Consider the following 20,265-nt stretch of genomic DNA (forward strand, 5'->3'; position numbering starts at 1 on the left):
AATAATGTCCTTTTTAAGTAAAATTTTTGGAAACAAAGATACAAAAAGCTTAAAAAAAGCTAATAGTTATTTAACTAAAATAAATTCACTAGAAGAAAAATTTTCAAATTTTTCAAACCAAGAATTAAAACAAAAATCTGAAGATTTAATAAGTCAATACTCGCAAGAAAAAGATCTAGAAGCACTTATACCAGAAGCTTTCGCAGCTGTTAGAGAATCTAGCAAAAGAAATATAGGTTTAAGGCATTTTGACTGTCAGATTTTGGGCGGAATAATTTTACATAATGGAAGTATTGCTGAAATGGCTACAGGGGAAGGAAAAACTCTTGCTGCTACCCTTCCCTGTTACCTGAATGCTCTTTCGAAAAAAAGTGTTTTGGTCATTACTGCTAACGAGTATCTTGCAGAAAGAGACTCTAAATGGATGGGGCCAATTTTTGAGGGTCTTGGTATGTCAGTTGGATTTATTTCCTCCGGCTTGAGTTTAGCCGAAAGAAAGGCTATTTACGAAAAGGATGTAGTTTACGTTACAAATAACGAAATAGGATTTGACTACCTTCGCGACAACATGCTTATCAGAAAAGAGGACAAAACCTTGAGAGAATTAAACTTTGCTGTAATCGATGAAGTTGACTCTATTTTAATAGATGAGGCTAGGACCCCTTTAATAATAAGCGGCTTAGCAGAGGATAACGCTGATCTTTATATCAAATTAAAAAATATTCCAAAATCTCTCAGTGAAGAAATAATAGATGTGGATACAAATGAAACCTCACAGGAAGGTGATTACGTTATCGATTTGCAATCAAACTCTATAGAACTTACTAACCGAGGTCATGAAAAGATTGAAGAAAAACTGAGAGAATTAGGTCTCATTACTTCAAATGAAAATCTGTATTCCAGTAAGAATCTAAAGTTGCTCGACATGGTGAATTGTATTTTAAGAGCAAATTTACTTTTTCATAAAAATACAGATTATATTTTACAAAATAATAAAATTATTTTAATTGATACAAATTCGGGAAGACCCATGCCAGGAAGACGATTGTCAGGTGGGGTTCATCAAGCCTTAGAAATGAAAGAAAATCTTTCAATTCAACAAGAAAGCCAAACACTAGCCTCAATCACCTTTCAAAATTTTTTTAGATTATTTAAGAAAATTTCTGGAATGACTGGAACAGCTAAAACTGAAGCCGCAGAATTTGAGGAAATCTATGGACTCTCCTCAATTTCTATTCCAACAAATAAGCCGATGATTAGACTAGATATGGAAGACAAAATCTACTTGTCGATAGAAGAAAAATTTGATGCAGTTGTTAATGAAATATCCACTTTTCATTCAAAACAAAGACCTATTTTGATAGGTACTATTTCAATTGAAGCATCTGAAATTATTTCACAGAAGTTAAAGGCCATAGGTATTCACCATAACGTGTTAAACGCAAAGCAAAATCAAAGTGAGGCTCAAATTATCTCTGAAGCAGGCAAATTAGGAGCGGTTACCATCGCAACAAATATGGCTGGAAGAGGAACTGACATTGTTTTAGGAGGCGTTGATTCTTCTGATGAAGAAAGGGAAAAAATAATTAAATTAGGAGGATTACATGTCATTGGAACAGAAAGACACGAATCTAGAAGAATAGATAATCAACTAAGAGGAAGAAGTGGTCGGCAAGGCGACCCGGGGTCTTCAAGATTTTTTGTTTCTTTAGAAGATCCTTTGATGAAAATTTTTGCCCCAGAAAGAATTAAAAATCTAATGACTTCGATGGGAGGAATGGAAAAGGGAGAAGCCATTGAACACAGGATGCTTACGAACGCTATTGAAAGAGCACAGAGACGTGTTGAAGGAAGAAACTTCGATATCAGAAAAAGAATTTTAGAGTTCGACGATGTCCTTAATGAACAAAGAAAAATAATATATTCACAGCGTGATGAAATTCTAAACAGTCTAGAGATCAACGATTTAATTGATTCGATGATAGAAGACGTCTTGTCTTTTCAATTTGATCAATTAGTTCCTGAATCTGGTTTGGAGTCTGAATGGAAAAATGAAGAGCTTAATACTCTTTGTAAAAGTGAATACGGTATCGAAATAGATTTTATAAATATTTTTGAAAAAAATAATACTGACCTTACCGAATCTAAAAAAGAGGTTTTAGACATTGTGTCTAAAAAATACTCATCCAAAAGAAACGAAAAAAGAGACGTCTTTAATCAAATTGAAAAACAAATAGTGCTTCAGGTGATAGACCAAACTTGGAAAAATCATATAAATAGTTTAGATAGTCTTAGACAGAACATTGGGTTTAGAAGTTATGCAGGTAAAGATCCTAGGCTAGAATATAAAAGAGAAGCTTTTGAAATGTTCGAAAAGCTTTTAGAAAGCATTAAATCTGAATCGGTTAGATTTTTAACTAAAGTTGAAGTCTCTGAAAATAATTCAGAAGATAATGAAAGAAGTGAAGACTTGATCAATAAAACAAAATCAAAAAAAGCTTCTTTTGATTCATTATTAGAAAATAAATTAGAACCTAACATCAATCACAACAATCTAAGTAGCGAAGGTAATAGAAGACAAAGAAGGATGAGAGCCAAAGCTAATAGAAAAAGAAAATGATATGTTAGACGAAATAGAAATTGGTTGTGCAACCACGAATTCAAAATACAAAAAACGCTTAGATTGTGCTTTGGTCAAAATTCCTGAATCATCAGCTTTGTCGGGAGTTTTTACCACAAATAATTTCAAGTCGGCTCCGGTAAAAAACTGTATAAAAAAATTTAAAAAAAAACTGAAAGGAAATAAATTACTTGCTATCAACGCAGGAAATGCGAATGCAGGAACAGGCCTTGCTGGAGAAAAGGATTTGGAGTTATTACTCAATTCTGTGTCCTCAATGACTGGGGTAGAAGTAAAAAATATTCTACCCTTCTCTACAGGAGTTATTGGAGAAAGACTTCAAATAAAATCATTAACTTCGGCTTTTGAAAAATGTTCAAAAAGTCTCAAAAAAAATAACTTTAATAACTTGGCTACGTCAATAATGACCACTGACAAAAAAGTTAAAATATCAAAAAGAGTTGTAAAAATTGGTAACAAAAAATTCTCGATCTTAGGTGTGGCTAAAGGAGTTGGTATGATTGAACCCAACATGGCTACCACATTAAGCTTTATATTTACTGACCTTAAAATTTCCGAATCCTCTTTGAAAAAAATTCACAAAAGCATCTGCAATGAAACTTTTAATTCTATCTCAATAGATGGTGATCAATCCCCAAGTGATTCGAGTATTTTAGTTGCATCGGGTAAAAATTTAATAAACTCTTCAAAATTACTCCAAACGTTTAAGAAATCCTTAGAAGTTGTTTTTACAGAACTTTCTGAAAAGCTATTGTTGGATGGAGAAGGAGCCACAAAATTAATTGAGATAGAAGTCTCAGGACTGAAATCAAAAACTGCTTGTAAGGAAGTAGCAAAAAAAATAGCAAATTCGCCTTTATTAAAAACTGCTGCCTATGGAGAAGACCCTAATTGGGGTCGAATACTATCTGCAGCAGGAAATACAAAACATAAATTTCTAGCAAAAAACGTATCTTTAAAGATCGGTCAAATAAAAGTTCTTAACAAAGGAGAGATTCACAAAAAATATAGAGAGTCTTTGGGTAAAAAAGAATTCAAAAAACAAAGAATATCTTTAGCTGTTAACTTAGGACCCTCTAAACATTGTGTAAAAGTAAAATCATCTGATTTGACTCATGAGTATGTTTCTATAAATAGTGATTACCGAAGTTAATCTAATAGGTATCACTCCAGAAGTAATACAGGATAAAGATTTTGATAAGATCAAAGATTCTTTTGAATCAAAACTAGATCTGTTGATTCTAAGATTTAAAAATAAAAGAGAATTCAAAAAACATTATAGGAATTTCATCGCGATAGCCAAGGACATAAGTAAAGAAATAGTTATTAACTCCAGACATTTAGATCAAATATCTAAAAATTTTAATTTGCATCTAAACTCAAAGGATTTAATGAGATTTGATAAAAGACCAATACCAACTAGTTTCATGCTTGGAGCATCTTGCCACAACGATCTAGAAATAAAGAAAGCAAAAAAAATTGGCTGTGATTATTTGCTTATCTCCCCGATAAACAAAGCCCATGGTAAGGAAGGTATAGGTTGGAGTCGTTTTAAATATTTATCTGAATTAAGTGCTTGTCCAAGTTTTGCTTTAGGAGGAATGAAAAAGGAAAATGTAATCGATGCTATTAAAAACGGTGGGCAAGGAGTTGCTGGAATTTCTTTAGTAAAAGATTAATCGAGATTAGCTTTAGAGTCAAAAGTTGTTGAGATAACATTTTTTTCACTTAACCAATTTGATAAATCTAGTGATCTGCATCTTTCTGAACAAAAAGGTTTAAAGTCACTTCGATCACTTTTCGAGATTTCTTTTTTACAGTTTAGACATTTCACCTATATATTTTTTTTAAAAGATTCTTGTGTACTTTTTTAACATTTGTTTCAAGTTGCTCTAAAGAATCGTCATTTTTGATGACTATCGTTGCAATTTTTAATTTTTCTTCTCGAGACATTTGAGCTGAAATTATTTTCTTTACAGAATCTTTTGAAACAGAATCTCTTTTTGAAGTTCTAGATATTTGCGAATCTAATGAAGAGTCAATCAAAATAGTATCATTACAAAATTCATGTTGATCTGTCTCAAATAATAAAGGCGAAACTAAAATAACATACTCTGACGATGATTTTTTTAATTTAGATTGAATAATATTTCTTATTTCTGGATGTAATAGTTTCTCTAACCAAACTTTATCTTCATAGCTGTCAAAAATTATTTCCCTTAACTTTGCCCTGTTCAAACTTTTATCTTCAAGGAGTATTTTGTTTCCGAATTTCTTTTGAATTTCACTTAGAGATTTCGAGCCAGGTAATACCGCTTCCCTGGATGCTAAATCAGCATCAACTACGTCTATTCCTAAATCTTCAAAAATAGATGTAGCAGCTGATTTACCTGAACCTATTCCCCCAGTTAACCCAACAACGAACATTCCAGAATGATAACAATAATTTCATTAATGGTGGAGCTACGCGGGATCGAACCGCGGACCTCCTGAATGCAAATCAGGCGCTCTCCCAGCTGAGCTATAGCCCCAGAGCGAAGAATTATATATTAAAAAAACAAAATTTTTTCTATTTTTATTCCATCCACATGCTTGTAATTAGCCTAAAATAAAGCCCATGCGAGTCGCAATCATTGGTTCTGGGATAAGCGGTTTATCAAGCGCTTTCTTTCTAGCAAAAAAAAACAAAATAGATATTTTTGAAAAAAATAACCGACTCGGCGGCCATACTCATACACATAAAATAAAATTAGATAATGAGGTAAATGTTGATTCAGGTTTTATAGTTTTTAATAAGAAGAACTATCCGAACTTAACCAAACTTTTTAATGAGCTAGGTCTAGAATTTCATATATGTGATATGTCATTGAGTGTGCACACAAAAGATTTTCAGTGGAGTTCAAAAAAATTCTCAAAGGCAAAAAATCTCTTATCCTTAAAAAACTTAAAGTTCATATCTGAAATAATAAAGTTTAACTACCTTGCTAAATCTAATTCATCTTCGGAGCCTATTGAAAAATGGATAAAAGAAAATAATTTTTCAAGAAATTTTTCTGAGTCCTATCTCTATCCAATGATTGCGGCAATATGGTCTGGATCTTCTGAGAGGATGAAAGATTATCCTGCGAGTTCTTTGGCAAATTTTCTGAATAATCACGGTTTATTAAATCTTTTTAGAGGTCCTCAATGGTTTTCTATTAAAGGAGGAAGCAATCAATACATAGAAAAAATTATTGAGAAAGGAAATTTAAATAATATATTTCTTGATTCTAAGGTAGCAATTAAAAGAGTTAAAAATAAAATAATTCTAGAAAACAACGGGGAAAAACGCGAATATGACAAATTAATAATGGCTTGCAATGCTAAAGAAATAATTGGATCTATTCTTGATCTGGGAAAAAATGAAATTTCTATTTTGAAAAACTTTGCTTTTACAGAAAATAAAGTTTGTTTACATACCGACGAGTCACTTATGCCTTTAAATAAAGAGGAATGGTGCTCATGGAATGTGAATAAAGACTCAAACTCAGAATTTGTCACTTATTGGATGAATAATCTTCAGGATCTTAAAACGAGCAAAAATATATTTGTTTCAATTGGAGATTTCAAGATAAGAGACAATAAAGAACACAGGAGTATGATCTATGAGCATCCATTTTATAATTTAGATACTTTCCTGGGACAAAAAAATGTTGACGGCATTCAAGGATTGAATAACACTTTTTATTGCGGGGCTTACCTAGGCTATGGCTTTCATGAAGATGGAATAAATTCCGCCCTTAAAGTCAGTAAATTAATTGAGAAATAAAGTGAAAAAATTTTTTTTTGATGGAGACGTATTTCACAGAAGAGTGAAAGGCAAAAATCATAAATTTTTATATCCTTACAAAAGCTTCTATCTTGAAGGTTTTTATAATTTTGACGAAAAGCGTTCTGTTATTCCAATATCAAATTATTTTAAATTTAATTTTTTTAAAGAAAAAGAATATTTGGAAATTATCAATAGGTTTGAAAAATTCGCAATTTCTAATGGCGTTAAGCTTGCTGATTTAAATGTAAGTGTTTTAAAAACACCCGATAATCCCTTTTTTAAATCTTTCAACCCAGTCTCCTTTTGGATTTTGTTCAAGAAGACAAAAATAATCTTCTTACTTTCTGAAGTGAAAAATACTTTTTTCGAAAAACAACTCTACGAGATACATAATAAAGGAGAAGAAATTGACTCCAATTGTTGGTACGAAGAAACCAAGAAAATGTACGTTTCGCCATTTTCTGAGAAAAAAGGTTTCTACAAATTCAAAATATCTTCGATTCCATTTTCAATAAAGATTAATCAGTATAATTCGTTAAGTAAATTAGAGGTTTTAACAGAATTAAATGGAAAATTTAAAGAAAAAAAATTTTTCAATAAAATTTATTATTACTTTTTCATATCTTTCAACAGCGTTTTTGTGATGATCAGAATTCATTGGCAAGCGCTAAGGTTATGGGTTAAAAAACTCAAAGTTACACCTCATGAGGGCAACGGATATGCTGAATAAAGTACTGAATTATTGGATTTCTAAGAATTTAAAAGAAATAGAACAGGGAACTTTTAAATTGATTCTTCCGAATACAGAAGAAAAAATTCTGTTGCGTGGTAAAACTAATTTAAGTTTAGAGGCGACGCTTGAAATAAAAAGTTGGAAGGCCTTGTGGCTTATATACTCTCGAGGGAGTTTAGGGTTTACCGAAGGTTACCTTGAAAATTATTGGGATACTGACGACCTGATGAAGCTTATGGATCTTATAAGTAAGAATTATAATTCATTTGATCGGGTCAATAGCGGAAGCGGTTTCTGGAAATTATTCACAAAATTTTCTCATTTCAGAAATGAAAACTCCTTATCGGGTAGTAAAAAAAATATTCATGCTCACTATGACTTAGGCAATGATTTTTATAAATCTTGGCTGGATGAAACAATGACCTACTCCTCAGGTTTTTTTGAAGGAAATTCTGATAATCTAAAAGAAGCCCAAAATAAAAAATATAAACTGATTCTAGATACATTAAACCTTCCAAAAAATTCTTCTATTTTGGAAATTGGTTGTGGTTGGGGAGGCTTTTTAGAATACGCTTCAAGTGTTGGTTACAAAATAAAAGGAATTACGATTTCGCAAGAACAATTTAAGTTCGCATCCAATAGAATAAAAGGACTAACCAACAATCCAGAAATTGAATTAATAGATTATAGAAAGTTAAAAGGAAAGTTTGACGCGGTAGTTTCAATAGAAATGTTTGAGGCCGTTGGATCCAAATATTGGAAAACTTATTTTGATGTAGTTAAGCAGCTTCTGAAATCAAACGGTCAAGCGTTAATACAAACAATAACCATGAAAGAAGATTTTTATGAAGGTTATCATGATTGGCCTGACTTCATTCAAACTTATATTTTTCCTGGGGGAGAGCTCTCATCGGATAAAGTTTTCAAGGAGAATGCTGCAAATTCTGAGTTGATTGCTTCGGACATAACAAATTTTGCGGCTTCATATGCGAAGACTCTAGAAATTTGGTACAAAAATTTCCAAAAAGAATGGGATGCTATTGGAGAAATTGGATTTGACGAGAAATTTAAAAGAACATGGGATATGTATCTATCATATTGCAGAGGTGGATTTTTAAATAATCAATTAGAAGTGTCGCAATATAAATTAACTCATAAATGATAACTTTAGGAATTTGGCTTGCTGAAAGAGGAATGCTTCCTGATTTTATTCTAAGAATTGCTGTTAAGTTACTTAGTAAAGCCAGAGTAAGAATGCCTAATGTCTTTTCTGAAAAACTAAAAGTTTTAAATACACTTAAAGAAGGCCCAATAGCAGAAAATACATCTTCGGCAAATGAACAACATTATGAAGTGCCTCCAATTTTCTTTGAAAAAGTCCTAGGTGAGAATTTGAAATATTCTTGCTGCCTTTACGATGAGAACAATAAAGATCTAGATAGTGCAGAAATTTTTATGCTGGATAAATATCTCGACAGAGCTGATATTAAATCTAATCAAGAAATTTTAGATTTAGGTTGTGGCTGGGGAAGTTTTACCCTGCATGCAGCCAAGAAATTTCCTCAATCGAACTTTACCTCGGTAAGTAATTCAAAAGATCAAATTGATTTTATTAATGCAAGAGCAACTGCATTAAATTTAACTAACGTCAAAGCCATTAGACAAAATATTAATGAATTAAATTTAGATAAAAAATTTGACAGAATCGTTTCTATTGAAATGTTTGAGCATATGAGAAATTACAAGAAGTTAATGAAGCAAATTTCTGATCTCCTAGTAGAAGATGGAAAATTATTTGTTCATATTTTTTGTCATAAAAATTCTACTTATTTATATGAAGCGAAGAGTGATAGTGATTGGATGTCAAAATTTTTCTTTACCGGAGGAATAATGCCCTCACAAGATATTTTCAATTATTTTAATGAAGATTTAGTCCTAAAAAATTCCTGGGAAATAAACGGTAAAAACTATTCAAAAACATCTAAAGATTGGTTAAAGAATATGGATAAAAACAAAAATGAAATAAAAAAAATTCTTAACGATCACTATGATGAAAAAAATATATGGTTTTACAGATGGCGTATATTTTTTCTAACTTGTGAAGAGTTTTTTAAGATAAATAAAGGCAAAGAATGGTTTGTGACCCACTACCTTCTGGCAAAAAAAAATACTTAAGCTTGTGGGAGATAATTCCCATGCTTATTTAAAGCTTCTAAAATCCTCTCGACGACTAATTTTTGAGAATATTGTTTTGTTTTTTCATAGTGAGGATGAGGTAATGTAGCTAAATCATTTGCTCTCGCTAAAGCTGTCTCCATTAATTTATCTGCTGGTACTACTTCGTCTAGAAGACCTGCAGTAACAGCTTCAGATGGAGTGTAGGTAGCTGAATGATAAAGTGCTTTATAGTAATGTTTTTTATCCAATCTATCTTTAACGATTTCCAGAATTTGCACTGGGATATCCATGTTATTTCTAACTTCATTGGCTTGCAGCACAAACTTTCCTTCGATACCAACTCTAATATCAGCGCAACATACAGTAAACAATCCTAAAGCAACAGCATGACCAGATACTGCAGCAACTATTGGACGAGGAAAAGAATACAAATCAAGTAGTGTCTTGAAACCTAAATTTGTCATTTTCACTGCAGCTTCAGCGTCGCCAGATGCAAGAGTTTTAAGATCAAAGCCGCCAGAAAATAAACCTTCTCTGCCAGTGATTACGACGGCACCGGAATCTTTAGGTATTTCGCTTAAAAAGCCTTGGACAGTGGTTAGCATGTCGAAAGAAAAGGCGTTGGCCTTTCCATCGTTTAATTGAATAATTGAGATGTCCCCTTCCTTAGATAATTTAGCTATATCAGTCATTCATTTCTCCATAAAAGTGTTAAGCAAAAAAACTTTAACGTAAAATCATTGCCTAAACAATAAGTTAAACATAGAATTTTCTCATGGAAAGCATAGCTTTTGACTCATCGATAATCATAAATTTGGCGGTGCCAACATTTTTTTTGCTAATCTTTATTGAGATTCTCTATGGCTATTTCACTGGCAAAAATAATTACAGATTTAATGACACATTCACCAGTATATCGCTAGGGTTAATAAGTAGATTTATTCCTTTATTAGGCATTGGTCTTCAAGGGGCTGCGTTCGCTTATGTAGCAGTTTATTTTAACTTAGCATTATTCTCAGCTAGTAATCTTTGGGTGTGGATCTTAGCCTTCTTTTTATACGATTTTAGTTATTACTGGATGCACAGACTACATCATGAAGTAAAAATTCTTTGGGCTACGCATGTGGTGCATCATCATGGGGAAGAATTTAATCTTTCGACGGCGCTTAGACAAACCAGTACCGGTTTTCTTTGGAAGTGGATTTTCTACTTGCCAATGTTTCTAATTGGTATACCGCCAGAGGTTTTCGTCACAGTAGCGGGAATAAATTTAGTATATCAATTCTGGGTTCATACCGAACACGTTGGCAAATTAGGTTGGCTAGAGTATGTTTTCATTACCCCGTCGAATCATAGGGTTCACCACGCTCAAAATAAAGACTATATCGATGCAAATTATGGCGGTGTGTTCATTCTGTGGGACAGGATGTTTGGTTCTTATAAACCTGAAAAAGACGAAGTGAAACCGATCTATGGCACAACTAAACCGCTACGAAGTTGGAATCCTCTCAAAGCAAATTTTGAAGTTTTCACCGAGATTATTAGAGATTTCAGCCGCACAAAAAAATGGTCTGATAAATTTAAAGTAATTTTCTCCCCGCCGAAATGGCGCCCCAATGATGTAGAGCAAAATTACCCCATCTTCAGGAATGACTTAGCAAATTTTGAAGTCTACGATCCGAAAAACTCAATCTATTTGAAAATTTATGGCTGGATCCAGCTATCTTTCATTATTTTGACATCGGCATTTATTGCCTCGTCCATTGGCAGTCTTGGTCTACTGGAAAGTTATGCTTACGCTTTAATTCTGATTGCTTCAGTAATTGTGACTTTAAAAGGGTTTGAGAGTTATCAACTAAATTATATTAACGAAACTATCAAAATTTCTCTTTTGATCTCTATTTTATTTTTCTCAGGTTTATTCAATTCAAATCTAATGATCTTTCAAGTATTTGTACTTCACCAGTCAATCAGTCTTTTAAGTTTGTTGGTTTTGTATGCTATGCAGAGTTTTAAGCTTTTTTCATACGAAATCGATTCAGATCCAACAGTCTAGATTTTCATTAAATTTATTTTTAAGGATTAGTTTCAATTAATAAATTTGGTTGTTCTTTACGTTTTTTAAGAAGAAATTCATCATATAGCTTTCCCGTTGCCTTATATGCGCGGAACCTTAGATTATCTTTGTTAATATCTATAATTTGATAGAGCTGAGTATTTTCTCCTAGCTTTTTTGCATATAAACCTTTAGTAATTTCATACATTTTTGGTCCGCTTACCGAAACAACATGGACAGTGCCGATTTCTGGATCATAAGCCTGCTGATAACCTGTTGGAATATTTTCAACTTTTTTTGCATCAATTAGACCAGTACGAGAGTAGGTATGATCGTGCCCGCTTAAAACAAGATCAACTTTAAATTCATCAAGTAATGGTTTCCATAGTTGACGCATTTCTAAATTATCTCGATCTGATGCAGGAGAATATAGTGGATGGTGAAATGTAATTATTGTCCAACGATTATCATTCTCTTCTAGAACTTTTCTAAGCCAATCTACTTGAATCTCCATTTCAATATTTGAATCAAGCGATATAAAACGAACACCTTGGTAATCCAGATAGTACAAAGTCTCTCTTAATCGTTCATCGGGAACATTCTGGATTGGAAAAGAGAATTGTGGTCTCCAATGATTGCTAACCTTTTGAATTCCATCCGGATTTTGAAGACGATCATATAGTGGAGCTTTGCCACCCAAAATTGGTTTATTTATGAGTTCTTCTTTTTTGTACCCTGTAATTAATTCAATGCCCTCATCGGCATCTATTATTTCTCCAGAATCTTTAATCTTTATTGTTCCTGTTCTATTTTGAAAGTCTTCGATATCAACAATTAAGATCTCTGGATTATCATTGTTTAAAGATTCAATTTCGATATTTATAGGTTGACCATCTTTGTTTGTCCATATTCTTTTAGTTTCAGAATCTTTTTGATATTCATGATTGCCAGGGGTTGCTATAACAGGAATTGTTCCATTAACCCAATCAGGACCCTGATGCCATTCACCCCATTGTGAGTCCATATTGTGTTCATCAATTAAATCACCAGCATGTAATGTAAATGCAGCTCTTGGTGCATCACGAAAAGCTTCCCTAAAAACTCTGGACCAATGAGTTCTCACTTCATTTTGTGCGTCACCGAAATAAATAAAACTGAAGGGATCTTCTGAAGAGCTTGCAGTTTTAAAGTGATAATACTCTGTCCAATTTACTCCATCTCCAACTCTATAAGCATATAGAGTATTGGGTTGAAGATTCTTAAAAGTAACACTATGGTAATGAGCCTCATTTATATCACTCTCGAAGTAACTTGTTTCTGCTTTAAACTCATCTGGCTTAAGCGCCCTCCCATTTGCATTTGCTATAGCAAGCTGTGCAAGCCCCACTTCGATAGATGTATCAGTTCTCCATGTTACTGCTTGGGTTGTTGCAGGATCATCATTCCAAGTTAAGACTACTCTATCTGGCAGAGGTGTTGGTGCATGTGCCATTTCGTCAGGATACTTCTCAATAGAAGAATTTGGATGAGATAGAAGAACTATCGAAAAGAAGAATGTTAAAAAATAAAAAAATCTATGCAAAACAGTGAATTTTACTTGAAAAAAATTAATGTAAACGTGTCTAAGAAGAAACTTTTTGTATCAAAATTGAAAAAAATGGTGGGTCTGGCAGAACTCGAATCTGCGACCTCACCCTTATCAGGGGTGCGCTCTAACCAGCTGAGCTACAGACCCAATTGAATGGGATGATCATACTACAAGAAATAATTTAATTTGGTAAGAAATTAATAAGAAATATTTCTTAACTTTTCTGTCATTGGCTTGATGAAGTCTGGACCAATACCGCAACAGCCTCCAAAAATTGAGGCCCCAATTTTCTTCCACTCCATGCAGTATTCAACGAAAGCATCTTTACTCAAGTCTCTTACTTGATTTTTAATTTCATTGTCTAAAGTCCATCCTAAAGGCACAGAAAAAACATTTGGATAAGCTCCTATCTTTTTATCTGTAAGTTTTTGAAGTTCATTCAATCCTTTTGAAATTGAATCCGGATCGGTGCAATTAAATAAATATGCATCAGGATTGTATTGCTCCGCTTCTAAAAAGGCAGCTTCTATCCCCTCGCCGCTTCTTAGCTTATTAGAGTTAAAATCTTCTAGGGACCACGAAAGCCAAACTGGTTTACCAGAGTTAAATCGCTTTAAGGACTCCAGAACATTTTTCGTTTCTTGAATTGAGGAAATTGTTTCGCACAAATAAAAATCCACATACGGATCTAATTCTTTAATTAAAACTTCATACACCTCAAGTGATTGCTTAAGATCATGAACTAAATCGGGTCGATAACTTTCATCTAATGGAGGAATAGAACCGGCTACTTTAATTTTTCCTTCATATTTTAGTGCAGTATTTTTTGCAATTTCTCCAGCTTTCCTAATGAGATTGACCATTTCATCTTCGAGTCCATCTTTGGAAAGATAGCTTGGAATAGTTGAATAAGTATTAGTTGTGATAACTTCAGAACCAGCATCAATGTACTCGTCATAAACTTCAGAAATTAAATTACTTTCTTTTAAAAGAAATTGCGCTGACCAAGTGCCTTTAAATTTCTTCTTGGATCTCTCTAAAAGCTCATGGCCAAGACTGCCGTCAAGAAAAATCATAAAAAAAATTAGTTTTTAGATTTATCTACCAATTTATTCTCTGAAATCCATGGCATCATCCCACGCAACTGCTCTCCGACTTCTTCAATTGGATGTTCTTGAGATTCCTTTCGATACTTTTCCATTACTGGTCCGCCAGCTTGGCTGTTACTCTGTCTTGCATCTGATACAAATTCATCAGCAAAATCACCAGATTGAACTCTTTCTAGAATTTTTTTCATAGCTTCTTTAGCAGTATCGGTAATGACTTTAGGACCGGAGGTATAATCTCCATATTCAGCAGTGTTGGAAATGCTATAACGCATATTTGCTAGCCCACCCTCATAAATTAGATCTACGATAAGTTTTACCTCGTGCACACACTCAAAATAAGCTAACTCTGGAGGGTACCCAGCTTCAGTTAGTGTCTCATATCCCGCTTTAATTAAAGAAGTTAAGCCGCCGCACAAGACAGCTTGTTCACCAAATAAATCGGTTTCAGTTTCGTCTTTAAACGTAGTTTTGATGATCCCCGCTCTACCGCCGCCAATTGCACTTGCGTATGCAATTGAGTTTTCCAAGGCGGTACCCGAAGCATCTTGTTGGATGGCAATTAAACATGGCACGCCCGCGCCACTTTTGTACTGACCTCTTACGGTATGACCTGGACCTTTGGGAGCGATCATAACTACATCTAAATCTGATCTAGGGTTGATTTGTTTGTAATGTATATTGAATCCATGCGCAAAAGCTATAGTTGCGCCTTGCTTCAAATTGGGCTCTATTTCTTCTATATAAGTTTTACCTTGGAATTCATCAGGAATTAAAAACATCACTAAGTCAGCTTTTTGAGCAGCATCAGCATTGCTTAAAACTTCAAACCCCGCTTCTTCTGCTTTGAGAGCTGAAGACGAGCCTTCTCGCAATCCAATGATGACTTCAAAGCCCGAGTCTTTCAAATTGTTAGCATGAGCATGACCTTGTGAGCCATAGCCAATGACTGCGATTACTTTTTTTTGTAAAACTTCAAGATTTGCATCTTTATCGTAATAAACTTCCATTGTTTCTCCTATTTCAATATATAACTTTCGTCTCTTCTTCAGTTTCCAAAGAAACATTCCCCAACGTCATTCCAAGAGCTCCTGTTCTAGTTACCTCTATTAAGTCGTCTTCTAATTCAACTAATAAACTTTCTAGATTGTCAGTGTCTCCAATCAATCTCAAGATTGTTTTCTCGTCTTTATTATCAAGTTCATTAAATTCTAAACTTGAATAATTCTTTTCTATTTTACTAATCACTTCTGATTTATTTAAAACTTTTATTAAAGCCATTTCTAAAGATATGGATTCACTTGCTTTTAAATCTTGAACCATGACAACATCAATTAACTTATAAAGCTGTTTAAGTATTTGTTGAATCACTGCAGAAGATTCTGAGGTAGTCATTGTAAGTCTTGATAGAGTTGGGTCCTGAGTTGGCGCAACAGACAAAGAGTCGATGTTGTAGCCTCTTTGAGAGAATAGACCTATCACTCTAGACAAAGCTCCTGGCTGGTTTTCCATCAATAAAGAAATTTGACTAGCCATCTTAAAAAGTTTTTTTATCTTTACTTAAACGCATTTCAGACATTGACCCTCCGGCCTCAAGCATGGGATATACATGCTCATCAGGATCTACCAAAACATCTAAAAATACTAATTTATCTTTTATCGCAAAACTTTCTTTCATAGCATCATTAAGTTCTGAAAACTTATCTACTTTGATTCCAACATGTCCAAAAGATTCTGCAAGCTTCACAAAATCTGGGAGAGAATCTTCGTATGAGATACTTGAATATCTTCCTCCATATTGCATATCCTGCCATTGCTTTACCATTCCTAAAGCTCTGTTATTCAAATTAATGATCTTGATTGGAAGACCATATTGTCCACAAGTTGATAATTCTTGAATACACATTTGAATGCTGCCTTCCCCTGTCACGCAAGCAACGTCAGCTTCAGGAAATGCAAATTTAACTCCCATAGCTGATGGAAGCCCAAAGCCCATAGTTCCCAGACCGCCTGAGTTGATCCATTTTCTAGGGTCTTTAAATTTATAATATTGGGCTGCAAACATCTGGTGCTGACCAACATCAGAAGTTACATAAGCATCACCTTTGGTAGTTTGGTATAAAGACTGGATAACTTGCTGCGGCAGAATTATATCCTGATCATTTTTGAGATTAAGCATGTCGTGGTTTAAACCATGCGCCTTTCTCCAAGCTTCAACTTTACTCCACCAATCTTTATAAATGGCTTGATCGAAACCACTAGCTTTTACTTGCTCTATTAATTGTTGCATCACCAACTTAGCATCGCCTTCTATTGCTAAATCAACTCCAATAATCTTATCGATTGAAGACGGATCTGAATCGATATGGATTTTCTTTGCTGCCAAGCCAAATTTACTTGGATTGTTTGTTATACGATCGTCAAATCTTGCGCCAACGTTAAAAATTAAGTCAGCTTCAGACATCACCATATTTGCCTCATAAGTACCATGCATGCCTAACATACCGACAAATTGATCATCATTGCCTGGAAATGCTCCAAGTCCCATTAGCGTATTGGTAACAGGACAGCCAATTAATTTTGAAAATTCGGTTAGTTCTTTAGAGGCATCTGCTTGAATAGTCCCACCGCCGGAGTAAATAACTGGTTTTTTTGCAGTTCTAAATAATTCTATCGCAGCAGCAATTTTTTCATCATCTCCCTTTCCTAAAATTGGAAACGATCTCATGACTAAATCTTTAGGATACTTATAATCAAACTTGTAATTTGGATCCGTCATGTTTTTAGGTACGTCAATTACTACTGGCCCAGGTCTACCTGAAGTAGCAATATGAAATGCTTTTTTTATAACAACTGGTATTTCTTCGGCTGATTGCACTAGAAAGCTATGTTTAACAATAGGTCTCGAAATTCCCATCATGTCGGTTTCTTGAAATGCATCGGAGCCAATCAAGTGGCTAGCAACTTGCCCAGATATAACTACAACTGGAATTGAGTCCATATAAGCGGTTGCGATTCCAGTAATTGCGTTAGTAGCGCCAGGACCTGAAGTAACCAAAGCAACTCCTGGTTTTCCTGTTGCCCTGGCATAACCATCTGCAGCATGAACTGCAGCTTGTTCATGTCTTACGAGAATATGTTGAACTTCATTTTGTTGATAAATTGCGTCGTAAATATGTAAAGCGGCACCGCCTGGATAACCAAAAATTAGATCAATATTTTCATCGGCAAGAGCTCTTATCAGGGCTCCTCCTCCATTAATTAAGTTTTTACTCATTGCAATTGTTAGATGTTAGATTTTATTCCTGAGGGAGCGAATTTTGACACCCCTAAAAAACAAGTCAAGTTTTAGGCAAGCTGCGCAAGCTTATCTTTCAGACTTCTCATGTCTTCTGGAAGTTCACTTACGAAATTTACAGTTTTTTTAGTACTAGGATGTTTAAAAGATAACTTTGAAGCATGCAAAGCCTGCCTCGGGAAAAGCTCAATTATTTCTCTCAATTCACTATTAGTTGACTTAGCAAACCTTCTTTTTCTCCCATACAGAGGGTCACCTATAATTGGAAATCCGGTATGACTTAAATGGACTCTTATCTGATGGGTCCTTCCTGTTTCCAGTTTTAACTCCAAGTGTGAGTAATTTCCAAAGTTTTCCTTCAATGAATAATAAGTGATTGCTTCTCGGCCATTTGATTGAATAGCCTGTTTCTGTCTATTGTTAGGATGTCTGCCAATTGCAAGATCTATTTTTCCTGACTTTTTTAGATTCCCCACAACGAATGCATCATAAATCCTTGAAACAGTTCTGTTAGAAATTTGATTGGAAAGATCTAATAGAGCCTTTTCGTTTTTTGCCACTACCATCAAACCAGAAGTGTCTTTATCTAATCTATGAACAATTCCACCTCGAGGTAACTTTTTTAAATCGGGGAATTTATAAAGCAATCCATTCAGTAAAGTCTTTGATTTATTTCCTGCTCCAGGGTGCACTACTAATCCTGGTTTTTTATTCAACACTATGAAATCCTCTTGCTCATCAAGTACAGAAATTTCTATATTTTGAGGTATGTAATCAACTGATTCCTCAGCTTTAAAAATTATCTCAACTCTCTCTCCACCTAAAACTTTAGTACTTATTTTTTTTATAATTTCTTCGTTAACAGTCACTCTTCCATCTTGAAGACAAGTTTTAATCTTTGATCTTGATATTTCATCAAGTATTTCTGTTAAGGCAGAATCAATTCTCTGACCAGACAGATGTTCTGGAATTTCCAAAATTTTATTAGTTTTAGTCATATTTTCTAATGATAGAATAGTCCAAATAATGAATCTTCTTAAGAAAAAAATTTTTAACGTTTTAATTTTATTATTTTTCGTAGTCTCTTGTGCCTCTGATGATGGCGAAAAAGTAACTATAGAAATGATAGAAAAGGATTTATACGATCAAGCACAAAGCAGGCTTAAAGCGGGAAACTATGCTGCAGCAATTTTGAGTCTCGAAACGCTTGAAAAACAGTTTCCATTTGGAAAGTATGCAGAGCAAGCTCAATCCGAACTAATTTTCGCCTACTACAAAAGTTCTTTATTTGAAGCAGCTATTTCTGCCGCGGATAGATTTATAAGTCTGCATCCTCGACATCCTAATACTCCATATGCTTTTTATTTAAAAGGCTTAGCGAAATTTACTGATGATCAAACTTTTTTTGGAGATCTTCCTTTTTTAGGAGATATGACTTTCAAAAGAGATTTAAGTAAAGCAAAGGAATCTTTTGATGATCTAAGTGAATTTCTTACTAGATACCCCGAAAGTGAGTACGCCGGAAATGCAAGGCAAAGAATGATTTTCCTTAGAAATTTAATTGCAAAACAAGAAATTTATATCGCAGAATATTATATTGAAAGAAAAGCTTATGTGGCAGCAATCAATAGAGCTAATTATATCATCCAACACATGTCCAAAACCCCAGAAGTACTCAAAGCCTTGGAGATTTCAATAATTGCTTACAATGAACTCGGGAAAGAAGACCTTGCGCAAGAAGCAGAAGAAGTATTGAAAGCATACAAGGAGAAAATTTAACTGAAATGTTAAACCTAATCTTTCTTTTACTCTTCGTAACTTTTCTTTATGGGTTTGCAGAATTTCTTAAGACTACACAAAATACATCCGAAGTTACTAAGGTAGTTAAATGTTCGAAGTGTTCAAAATATATTCCTAAAGAAAATTCTTTTCAAGACGGTGAAAATATTTTTTGTAAAAACAAAAATTGCTATTAATTTTTAATCTTTGACAATTATTTTAATTTTTTCAGATAAGATCGGCGGATTATGCGGAACATGCATCCAGTCACCTAACAGTAACTGAAAACTATATTCGCCAGGTTTTAATTCCAAAAATGTTTCTGTTTGTCCTTTCCCAAAATGAATGTGATTTTCGTCTGCAGGTATACTTGATTTTAAGTCGGGCAGTTCAGTTAAGTTAACTAGTAAATGATGGTGTCCAGTTTCCGGAAAATTTATTCCTGCGGGAGCAATGCCGTAACCTTTTAAACCAAATTTAACATTCACGGGACTGTTTACCACTTCTCCATTTTTGGGACTTATAAAGTAAACCTCAGGACTAGAAAAAGCTAAAGTTGAAAACCCCAATAAAAATAAAATTAAATTTAATTTATTCATAATCTCCGTCTTGATATATAAGAGGATCTTTATCCCCTGAATGATTAAGCTCATACACTTTCCCAATTACTAAGGAGTGACTAGAAAAAGGAATTAGCTCCTCTATCGAACAGAAAATATTCGATTGTGCGCTTTCCAAATAAACTGGATCATGGGACTGCCATTCTCCCAAAGAAAATCTTTTTTCTCCATCATCTTGACCACTACACAAATTCGCTAAGTCCTTTTGATCGCTTCTGAGTAAGTTCAAACAAAACTTTCTACCATTCTCCAAAATTTGGTGAATTGAAGCATTCTTATTTATGCAAACAATAATCATTGGCGGGTCTAGCGAAAGCGAGGTAACTGAAGAAACTGTAACTGCCCTTCTTATATCATTCTTCTCAGCGGACATAATGAACACTGTCTGTTTCGTAGTTCTTAAAATTGATAAAAATTCTTCTTGCATAAGATATTGGATAAAAAGTGCCTTCAGT

Annotated in this window: 20 protein-coding genes and 2 tRNA genes; 9 read left to right on the forward strand and 13 right to left on the reverse strand. The window is 33.9% G+C overall.

Translation table 11 applies throughout. From position 1 onward, the window contains the following. Positions 1 to 4 precede the first annotated feature (4 nt). From secA to M9C82_04950, 3 genes are read left to right on the forward strand one after another with little or no spacing between them, the layout of a single operon-like run. Complete coding sequence (gene secA / locus M9C82_04940; GenBank protein URQ73298.1) at positions 5 to 2,620, forward strand: preprotein translocase subunit SecA; 2,616 nt, start codon at positions 5 to 7, stop codon at positions 2,618 to 2,620. 1 nt (position 2,621) lies between these two features. After that, positions 2,622 to 3,794 carry a bifunctional glutamate N-acetyltransferase/amino-acid acetyltransferase ArgJ gene (gene argJ / locus M9C82_04945; GenBank protein URQ73299.1) on the forward strand — a complete coding sequence of 391 codons (1,173 nt, stop codon included), beginning with the start codon at positions 2,622 to 2,624 and terminating at the stop codon, positions 3,792 to 3,794. Further along, positions 3,778 to 4,320 (forward strand): thiamine phosphate synthase, encoded by a 543-nt coding sequence (locus M9C82_04950; GenBank protein ID URQ73300.1) that lies wholly within the window; start codon positions 3,778 to 3,780, stop codon positions 4,318 to 4,320. The genes argJ and M9C82_04950 overlap by 17 nt, the downstream gene beginning before the upstream one ends. Here M9C82_04950 and yacG read toward each other — a convergent pair. From yacG to M9C82_04965, 3 genes are all read right to left on the reverse strand, one after another. Then, positions 4,317 to 4,475, reverse strand: coding sequence for a DNA gyrase inhibitor YacG (gene yacG, locus M9C82_04955; protein ID URQ73301.1), 159 nt, complete (start codon positions 4,473 to 4,475; stop codon positions 4,317 to 4,319). The two genes, M9C82_04950 and yacG, sit on opposite strands and share 4 nt — an antisense overlap. Continuing rightward, positions 4,472 to 5,068, reverse strand: a complete 597-nt coding sequence (coaE, locus tag M9C82_04960; GenBank protein ID URQ73302.1) for a dephospho-CoA kinase — start codon at positions 5,066 to 5,068, stop codon at positions 4,472 to 4,474. The genes yacG and coaE overlap by 4 nt, the downstream gene beginning before the upstream one ends. 28 nt (positions 5,069 to 5,096) lie before the next feature. After that, positions 5,097 to 5,172 (reverse strand) — tRNA-Ala (locus tag M9C82_04965). An 86-nt stretch (positions 5,173 to 5,258) separates the two neighbouring features. On the opposite strand from M9C82_04965, the gene M9C82_04970 reads away from it, so the two are divergent. From M9C82_04970 to M9C82_04985, 4 genes are read left to right on the forward strand one after another with little or no spacing between them, the layout of a single operon-like run. Further along, positions 5,259 to 6,449: an NAD(P)-binding protein gene (locus M9C82_04970; protein ID URQ73303.1), complete on the forward strand. Its 1,191-nt coding sequence runs from the start codon at positions 5,259 to 5,261 to the stop codon at positions 6,447 to 6,449. A gap of 1 nt (position 6,450) precedes the next feature. After that, positions 6,451 to 7,182, forward strand: a complete 732-nt coding sequence (locus M9C82_04975) for a DUF1365 domain-containing protein (GenBank protein URQ73304.1) — start codon at positions 6,451 to 6,453, stop codon at positions 7,180 to 7,182. Further along, the gene (locus M9C82_04980) at positions 7,172 to 8,347 is read left to right on the forward strand and encodes a cyclopropane-fatty-acyl-phospholipid synthase family protein (GenBank protein ID URQ73305.1); all 1,176 of its coding nucleotides are present in this window, start codon (positions 7,172 to 7,174) and stop codon (positions 8,345 to 8,347) included. Before M9C82_04975 ends, M9C82_04980 begins: the two co-directional genes overlap by 11 nt. Further along, positions 8,344 to 9,360, forward strand: a complete 1,017-nt coding sequence (locus M9C82_04985) for a class I SAM-dependent methyltransferase (protein URQ73306.1) — start codon at positions 8,344 to 8,346, stop codon at positions 9,358 to 9,360. Before M9C82_04980 ends, M9C82_04985 begins: the two co-directional genes overlap by 4 nt. Here M9C82_04985 and M9C82_04990 read toward each other — a convergent pair. Then, on the reverse strand, positions 9,357 to 10,055 hold the full coding sequence (locus M9C82_04990) for a crotonase/enoyl-CoA hydratase family protein (GenBank protein URQ73307.1): 699 nt from the start codon (positions 10,053 to 10,055) through the stop codon (positions 9,357 to 9,359). The genes M9C82_04985 and M9C82_04990 overlap by 4 nt on opposite strands. Positions 10,056 to 10,138: 83 nt before the next feature. Between M9C82_04990 and M9C82_04995 the strand changes: the two genes are divergently transcribed. After that, positions 10,139 to 11,419 (forward strand): sterol desaturase family protein, encoded by a 1,281-nt coding sequence (locus M9C82_04995; GenBank protein URQ73308.1) that lies wholly within the window; start codon positions 10,139 to 10,141, stop codon positions 11,417 to 11,419. A 19-nt stretch (positions 11,420 to 11,438) separates the two neighbouring features. Here M9C82_04995 and M9C82_05000 read toward each other — a convergent pair whose 3' ends face one another. The 7 genes from M9C82_05000 to M9C82_05030 form a co-directional block, all read right to left on the reverse strand. Then, positions 11,439 to 13,001, reverse strand: a complete 1,563-nt coding sequence (locus tag M9C82_05000) for a fibronectin type III domain-containing protein (protein URQ73309.1) — start codon at positions 12,999 to 13,001, stop codon at positions 11,439 to 11,441. A gap of 76 nt (positions 13,002 to 13,077) precedes the next feature. Beyond that, a tRNA-Ile gene (locus tag M9C82_05005) sits at positions 13,078 to 13,154 on the reverse strand. Positions 13,155 to 13,204: 50 nt separating this feature from the next. Then, positions 13,205 to 14,083, reverse strand: coding sequence for a homocysteine S-methyltransferase family protein (locus tag M9C82_05010; protein URQ73310.1), 879 nt, complete (start codon positions 14,081 to 14,083; stop codon positions 13,205 to 13,207). A gap of 8 nt (positions 14,084 to 14,091) precedes the next feature. Beyond that, positions 14,092 to 15,123: a ketol-acid reductoisomerase gene (gene ilvC / locus M9C82_05015; GenBank protein URQ73311.1), complete on the reverse strand. Its 1,032-nt coding sequence runs from the start codon at positions 15,121 to 15,123 to the stop codon at positions 14,092 to 14,094. 13 nt (positions 15,124 to 15,136) lie between these two features. Further along, positions 15,137 to 15,649, reverse strand: a complete 513-nt coding sequence (ilvN, locus tag M9C82_05020) for an acetolactate synthase small subunit (GenBank protein ID URQ73312.1) — start codon at positions 15,647 to 15,649, stop codon at positions 15,137 to 15,139. 1 nt (position 15,650) lies between these two features. After that, complete coding sequence (ilvB, locus tag M9C82_05025) at positions 15,651 to 17,390, reverse strand: biosynthetic-type acetolactate synthase large subunit (GenBank protein URQ73313.1); 1,740 nt, start codon at positions 17,388 to 17,390, stop codon at positions 15,651 to 15,653. A gap of 71 nt (positions 17,391 to 17,461) precedes the next feature. Then, positions 17,462 to 18,409 (reverse strand): RluA family pseudouridine synthase, encoded by a 948-nt coding sequence (locus tag M9C82_05030; GenBank protein ID URQ73314.1) that lies wholly within the window; start codon positions 18,407 to 18,409, stop codon positions 17,462 to 17,464. A gap of 28 nt (positions 18,410 to 18,437) precedes the next feature. Here M9C82_05030 and M9C82_05035 point away from each other — a divergent pair, with 28 nt between their 5' ends. Continuing rightward, positions 18,438 to 19,190: an outer membrane protein assembly factor BamD gene (locus tag M9C82_05035; protein URQ73315.1), complete on the forward strand. Its 753-nt coding sequence runs from the start codon at positions 18,438 to 18,440 to the stop codon at positions 19,188 to 19,190. A gap of 200 nt (positions 19,191 to 19,390) precedes the next feature. On the opposite strand, the gene M9C82_05040 is transcribed toward M9C82_05035, so the two are convergent. Both M9C82_05040 and M9C82_05045 read right to left on the reverse strand, forming a co-directional pair. Further along, entirely contained in the window at positions 19,391 to 19,789 is a 399-nt protein-coding gene (locus M9C82_05040) for a DUF4399 domain-containing protein (GenBank protein URQ73316.1), read from the reverse strand. Then, positions 19,782 to 20,237, reverse strand: coding sequence for a flavin reductase family protein (locus M9C82_05045; protein URQ73317.1), 456 nt, complete (start codon positions 20,235 to 20,237; stop codon positions 19,782 to 19,784). The genes M9C82_05040 and M9C82_05045 overlap by 8 nt, the downstream gene beginning before the upstream one ends. Between the last annotated feature and the right edge of the window lie 28 nt (positions 20,238 to 20,265).

Source organism: SAR86 cluster bacterium, assembly GCA_023703675.1.
In the GTDB taxonomy this organism is placed as follows: domain Bacteria; phylum Pseudomonadota; class Gammaproteobacteria; order Magnimaribacterales; family AG-339-G14; genus AG-339-G14.

Coding starts and splice junctions, on each gene's coding strand:
- secA (URQ73298.1), top strand. CDS start 5: ATGTCCTTTTTAAGTAAAATTTTTGGAAACAAAGATACAAAAAGCTTA.
- argJ (URQ73299.1), top strand. CDS start 2,622: ATGTTAGACGAAATAGAAATTGGTTGTGCAACCACGAATTCAAAATAC.
- coaE (URQ73302.1), bottom strand. CDS start 5,068: ATGTTCGTTGTTGGGTTAACTGGGGGAATAGGTTCAGGTAAATCAGCT.
- M9C82_04970 (URQ73303.1), top strand. CDS start 5,259: ATGCGAGTCGCAATCATTGGTTCTGGGATAAGCGGTTTATCAAGCGCT.
- M9C82_04980 (URQ73305.1), top strand. CDS start 7,172: ATGCTGAATAAAGTACTGAATTATTGGATTTCTAAGAATTTAAAAGAA.
- M9C82_04985 (URQ73306.1), top strand. CDS start 8,344: ATGATAACTTTAGGAATTTGGCTTGCTGAAAGAGGAATGCTTCCTGAT.
- M9C82_04990 (URQ73307.1), bottom strand. CDS start 10,055: ATGACTGATATAGCTAAATTATCTAAGGAAGGGGACATCTCAATTATT.
- M9C82_04995 (URQ73308.1), top strand. CDS start 10,139: ATGGAAAGCATAGCTTTTGACTCATCGATAATCATAAATTTGGCGGTG.
- M9C82_05010 (URQ73310.1), bottom strand. CDS start 14,083: ATGATTTTTCTTGACGGCAGTCTTGGCCATGAGCTTTTAGAGAGATCC.
- ilvC (URQ73311.1), bottom strand. CDS start 15,123: ATGGAAGTTTATTACGATAAAGATGCAAATCTTGAAGTTTTACAAAAA.
- ilvN (URQ73312.1), bottom strand. CDS start 15,649: ATGGCTAGTCAAATTTCTTTATTGATGGAAAACCAGCCAGGAGCTTTG.
- ilvB (URQ73313.1), bottom strand. CDS start 17,390: ATGAGTAAAAACTTAATTAATGGAGGAGGAGCCCTGATAAGAGCTCTT.
- M9C82_05030 (URQ73314.1), bottom strand. CDS start 18,409: ATGACTAAAACTAATAAAATTTTGGAAATTCCAGAACATCTGTCTGGT.
- M9C82_05035 (URQ73315.1), top strand. CDS start 18,438: ATGAATCTTCTTAAGAAAAAAATTTTTAACGTTTTAATTTTATTATTT.
- M9C82_05040 (URQ73316.1), bottom strand. CDS start 19,789: ATGAATAAATTAAATTTAATTTTATTTTTATTGGGGTTTTCAACTTTA.
- M9C82_05045 (URQ73317.1), bottom strand. CDS start 20,237: ATGCAAGAAGAATTTTTATCAATTTTAAGAACTACGAAACAGACAGTG.